General features: G+C 62.4%; 7 protein-coding genes. 3 read left to right on the top strand and 4 right to left on the bottom strand.

The window, feature by feature from the left end; translation table 11 throughout:
* Window positions 1-225: hypothetical protein (locus tag ABIB00_RS38815; protein WP_354107988.1), on the top strand; the 225-nt coding region annotated here is incomplete at its 5' end.
* Here the strand turns inward: ABIB00_RS38815 and ABIB00_RS38810 are convergent.
* The 4 genes from ABIB00_RS38810 to tnpC all read right to left on the bottom strand — a co-directional run bounded on the left by ABIB00_RS38810 (window position 167) and on the right by tnpC (window position 3,394).
* Window positions 167-847 (bottom strand): Mu transposase domain-containing protein, encoded by a 681-nt coding sequence (locus ABIB00_RS38810; protein WP_354107987.1) that lies wholly within the window; start codon window positions 845-847, stop codon window positions 167-169. The two genes, ABIB00_RS38815 and ABIB00_RS38810, sit on opposite strands and share 59 nt — an antisense overlap.
* 325 nt (window positions 848-1,172) lie before the next feature.
* Window positions 1,173-1,793, bottom strand: a complete 621-nt coding sequence (locus ABIB00_RS38805) for a sigma factor-like helix-turn-helix DNA-binding protein (protein WP_354107986.1) — start codon at window positions 1,791-1,793, stop codon at window positions 1,173-1,175.
* Window positions 1,794-2,198: 405 nt separating this feature from the next.
* Window positions 2,199-2,543, bottom strand: a complete 345-nt coding sequence (locus ABIB00_RS38800) for a UPF0149 family protein (protein WP_354107985.1) — start codon at window positions 2,541-2,543, stop codon at window positions 2,199-2,201.
* Between the two features lie 29 nt (window positions 2,544-2,572).
* Window positions 2,573-3,394, bottom strand: a complete 822-nt coding sequence (gene tnpC, locus ABIB00_RS38795; protein WP_502917966.1) for an IS66 family transposase — start codon at window positions 3,392-3,394, stop codon at window positions 2,573-2,575.
* A gap of 529 nt (window positions 3,395-3,923) precedes the next feature.
* Between tnpC and ABIB00_RS38790 the strand changes: the two genes are divergently transcribed.
* Window positions 3,924-4,238 carry a co-chaperone GroES gene (locus tag ABIB00_RS38790; protein WP_247282145.1) on the top strand — a complete coding sequence of 105 codons (315 nt, stop codon included), beginning with the start codon at window positions 3,924-3,926 and terminating at the stop codon, window positions 4,236-4,238.
* 85 nt (window positions 4,239-4,323) lie between these two features.
* The coding region (locus tag ABIB00_RS38785; RefSeq protein ID WP_354107984.1) for a TCP-1/cpn60 chaperonin family protein at window positions 4,324-4,661 on the top strand (338 nt) is incomplete at its 3' end.

Raw genomic sequence — 4,661 nt, 5'->3', positions numbered from 1 at the left:
CGGGCCGAACTATTCGCCGAGATCGACCGTCCGAAGCTGGGGGCGCTGCCGGACCAGCCTTATGTCTTTGCACGCTGGAAGCGCTGCCGGGTCGCGCGCGGATTGCTGGCAGGTCGTCAGTTAGCCAAAGGTCAGCCATGGCAGATCGAGCTCTCAGACGAACAAATCAGTCAGCTGCGCAATCGAGTACGACGCACCAAGCATTCGAAGAAGGAGGCATCATGAAGTCATCGGCTCGGCCCTGCCATTGCGACACGGGCACCTGACTCGTGATCAACAGCGATCCCTTGTCGTAGCGATCGTCGACGATCTCGAGCAGATCACGGCGCTGGTCGGCGGTGAGCGGTTCGGGTCCCCAGTCGTCAAGGATGAGGAGATTGACGCGCTCGAGGACTGCGATCAGGCGCGCCAGACGGGCGCAGGCGGCGTCGACGCGCTCCTGGCTATAGCGCTTGACAAGCCCGAGAATGCCGATGGCGGAGCGGAAGCCGTGTTCCGGATGCGGTCGCGACCGCAGGATGACGTCGATCAGGGTGTCGACGTCGGGACCGACCTTGGCTGCTTCGGAACGAATACGCTCATGGGTCCAGTCGCGATAACGACGATGCGAGCTCGGCATATGCTCGGCAATCGTCGTCGGGCGATGCTGCAAGGTGCTGGGTAGATGCGACGCCACCCGCTTGCCGCGCAGGAAACTCTCGACGGTCTTTGGGTTGACGCGGGTCTCAACCTCTTGACGCACGAGGTTGTGAGGGACGCTGTAGTAATGCTTGGCGATCTCGATGTGATAATCGAGGTTGACCCGGCAGCGCTTCCACTCGGCATACTGGTACGGTTCATCCGGCAAGGGAGTGAGCGCCGGACGATCGAGCTCTTCGAACAGGTCGCGCCGACTTCGAACCGAGCTTCGGAGGTCGGTCCTTCAGCTCGACCAGGAGCGCGTGGATCGCCTCGTTGAGGGCGGCGAGCGAAACGAAAAGAAGCGGCGGTTGCGCAAGCGTGCCAGGATCCATCGTCCGACGATTTGGACCCCGACTTCGACCTTGGCTTTGTCGCGTGGACGATACGGTCGCGCCGGGACGATGGCGGTGCGGTAATGGCGGGCGAGATCGGCATAGGTCCGGTTGACCATCGGTTCGTGAAAACAGGCCCGGGTGATGCCAGCCTTCAGATTATCGCTCACCGTCTGCCGGGCCACGCCACCGAAATAGGCAAATGCTCGGACATGCAGGCGATCCAGTCCGGCAGGCTCTGGCTGAGGCTGGCTTCGGCATAGGTGTAGTTCGAGGCGCCGAGCACGGCGACGAAGATCTGCATGCTGCGCACCCGCCGCTGAGCCCGTCAACCACCTCCATGGTATGGCCGGAATAGTCGACGAACAGCTTCTCGCCGGCGACATGGACCTGGCGCAGGGTCGGCTTGAGGCGGCCGGTCCACTCCTTGTAGCGTTCGCAGAACCACGCGTGGCTGAAGCTGTCGGAGTTTGCGTCGCAATACTCCTCCCACAACAGCATCAGCGTGACGTTCGGGCGCCGCAGCTCGCGATGCACGAGCGCCCGGTCTGGATGCGGACGCTCGTCGCTGGGCCGATCAGAAGGCGGCGGAAACAGGTGGTTCTCGAGCTGGACGTCGTCATCCAGCTCCGGCGGCAGCGGCCAGGTCAGACCGGCGCGGCGGGCGCGGTTGAGATACTTGCTGACCGTGCCCTGGGCCAAGCCGAGGCTGCAGGCAACGGCGCGTTGCGACATGCCGACGCTGTCGTGTAGGCGTAGAACTTCACGGATGTGGCGCATGGATAGTCTCTCGGTCGGCATCTCGATCCTCTGCGGTTAGGCAAAAGACCAGGCTATCCGGGTTGCAGACTGTCAGCGGTGCGCGCCTCCTAATTGCCCCGATCGCGATCGCTGGAAATAGCGATCACGATCCGCTGGAAACGGTGATCACGATGCTCTGGAATAGGTGATCACGACGGCCTGGAATCCGTGATCACGATCGGCTGGAACACGCAGACCGCCGACGCGTACGCCTCGCCGCGAGATCCTGGGTCAAATCGGCCTGTAGCATATCGGCGTCGTCTTTCTGGCCGGTAGAAGATCGCCGCATCATCGTTCCGATCTGTCTCATCAAGTTGTCGCTCACTGCCGTGCTCCGATTGCGTCGTTTCTCTTTATAAGCGCTTACGTTCCTTCTCCCCCAGATCAGAGAGCGCTTCGACGATGGTGGCAGACTTTGCCATTGGCTTTGCGCCGGTGCATCGGCTCGAACTGGCTGGGCGTGGTCGAAAGGATCTGGCTGATCTCGTTGTGGCGCAGCGCGACGGCGGAGATCGCTGCGAACTCCGGAGTGCCGCCGTGGTTGAAAGCATCGGCATCGATGGCGAGCAGCGGGCAGATCCAGTCGAGCGGGCTGATCGACACCGGTCCGGCCACGATCGCGGCGACGTAGCCATCGAGCATGGGGAGACTGGTGGCGGCAGGGTGCCGATCGACACGAACCTGGAGCCACCGCTCGAGCTCCGCAAGTGGCATCGCGGCTGCGGCCATCGACGACGATGCTGAATGGCGACGCGGGCTCATGCGGCGGCTTGTGCGATGTGCTCGCGGGCCGCCTTGCAGTTCCAGGCGAGCAGCTCGTGCAGCTGATGGCTCTTGGTTCGCCCAGACACGATGCGCTCCAGCACGTCGGACAAGTAGGCCTGCGGATCGAGCTCATGAAGCTTTGCTGTGTTCACGATCGACGACAGGATCGCCCAGCTCTCGGCGCCGCCTTCGCTGCCGCTGAACAATGAGTTGCGTCTTCCCATGGCAATCGGGCGCATGGAACGCTCGACCGTGTTGGAATCGACCTCGACGCGGCCGTCGCGGAGAAACAGCGTCAGTCCGTCCCAGTGATTGAGCGCGTAGTTGATGGCCTCGGCCAGCTTCGACTGGGAGAAGAGCTGGCCGACCGTTGCCGTCAGCCGCGCCTTGAGCGCCGCCATCAACGGAGTGGTCCTGGTGCGGCGGGCGGCAAGCCGCTGCTCGGCACTGCTGCCGCGGATCTCGGCCTCGATGGCATAGACCGCCTGCAACCGTTCGATCACCTCGCGCGCGAATGGCAACTGGGTCGTCTTGTAGACCTCGACAAATTTGCGCCGGGTATGGGCGAGGCAGAAAGCGAGCTGGATCGCGCTGCCATGACCGCGGGCGAGCGCCTTGTAGGCGGCATAACCATCCACCTGGAGAATGCCGGAAAAGCCGGTCAATTGTCCGGCGATCTCCTCGGTGCCGCGGCCGCCGGCGAACACGTAGGCGACCGCCGGCGGCGCGGGGCCGCCCCACGGGCGGTCATCCATGGCATGCGCCCAGAACTGGCAGATGCGGGGGCGATGTCGTCCGGGATCGAGCACCGGCATCGGCGTCTCGTCGCAGAACACGCGCGGCGAGGCCTGGATCGTGCGCGCTGGAGCTCATAGAGGCTCTTGAGCCTGTCATTCGGCCTGCAATATTTGCAAGCCGATTGACAATCGGATCATCGATCAAGCGGAGCGATACCCCCAATTCGCGACCTCTGCGTCAGGTTCTAAAAGCATCCCAATCTTAGAACGAAGTCAGCCGACCATTCGCACTTGAACCGGCACCAGATCGGCGGGCCTTTACCAGCTCGAATTAGGGCAGAGGAATTGAACTGCTAGGCGACATTAGGTTGAGAGACAGAGCCGTACCACTCACTCAGAAGAAGGTCGGGTGCTCGGCGGCAAGCGGAGAAAAGTGATCTGGGGCAACCCCACAGAGGTCCGCGCGCCCACGGGATTTTTCCTGCTACAAACACTTGTTCCCCAAAAAATCGGTCCTATTTCAGCTGCGCCTGCATTGGCACTCGCGGGCCACGATTGCTAGCAATCGGGAAATCTTCAACTGAAGTAAGATGCTTAGGAGATCTGCATGGAATTCCGTCCACTTCACGACCGCGTCGTGGTCAAGCGCATTGACGCAGAAGAAAAGACCGCTGGCGGCATCATCATTCCCGACACTGCCAAGGAAAAGCCTTCGCAAGGTGAAGTCATCGCCGTCGGCCCCGGCGGCCGCGACGAGAGCGGCAAGCTGATCCCGATCGACGTCCTGGTCGGCGACCGCGTCCTGTTCGGCAAGTGGTCCGGCACCGAGGTCAAGATCGACAACGTCGACCTGCTGATCATGAAAGAGAGCGACATCCTGGGCGTTCTCACCGACGCGTCCGCCAAGAAGAAGGCCGCCTAAACCATCGCTCGCACCGCTCATCCTGAGGAGCGCCTGCTGGGCGTCGCCAAGGGTGAGACTAAGTAAAACATTCAGGAAAACTCACATGTCAGCTAAAGAAGTCAAGTTCGGCGTCGATGCCCGCGACCGCATGTTGCGCGGCGTCGAAATTCTCAACAACGCGGTAAAGGTCACCCTCGGCCCCAAGGGCCGCAACGTCGTGCTTGACAAGTCGTTCGGCGCTCCCCGCATCACCAAGGACGGCGTCACCGTCGCCAAGGAGATCGAGCTCGAGGACAAGTTCGAGAACATGGGCGCGCAGATGGTGCGCGAAGTCGCTTCGAAGTCCGCTGACGCGGCCGGCGACGGCACCACCACCGCAACCGTGCTCGCGGCTGCGATCGTTCGTGAAGGCGCCAAGTCGGTTGCCGCCGGCATGAACCC

The sequence above is a fragment of the Bradyrhizobium sp. LB14.3 genome, assembly GCF_040547985.1.
Classification (GTDB): domain Bacteria; phylum Pseudomonadota; class Alphaproteobacteria; order Rhizobiales; family Xanthobacteraceae; genus Bradyrhizobium.
The sequence above is the reverse complement of the archived record's forward strand: the minus strand, read 5'-3'. Positions and strand labels throughout refer to the sequence as shown.

Excerpts from the sequence above, each read along its gene's own strand:
- ABIB00_RS38805 (WP_354107986.1), bottom strand. The coding sequence starts at position 1,793 with ATGCGCCACATCCGTGAAGTTCTACGCCTACACGACAGCGTCGGCATG.
- ABIB00_RS38800 (WP_354107985.1), bottom strand. The coding sequence starts at position 2,543 with ATGGCCGCAGCCGCGATGCCACTTGCGGAGCTCGAGCGGTGGCTCCAG.
- tnpC (WP_502917966.1), bottom strand. The coding sequence starts at position 3,394 with ATGCCGGTGCTCGATCCCGGACGACATCGCCCCCGCATCTGCCAGTTC.
- ABIB00_RS38790 (WP_247282145.1), top strand. The coding sequence starts at position 3,924 with ATGGAATTCCGTCCACTTCACGACCGCGTCGTGGTCAAGCGCATTGAC.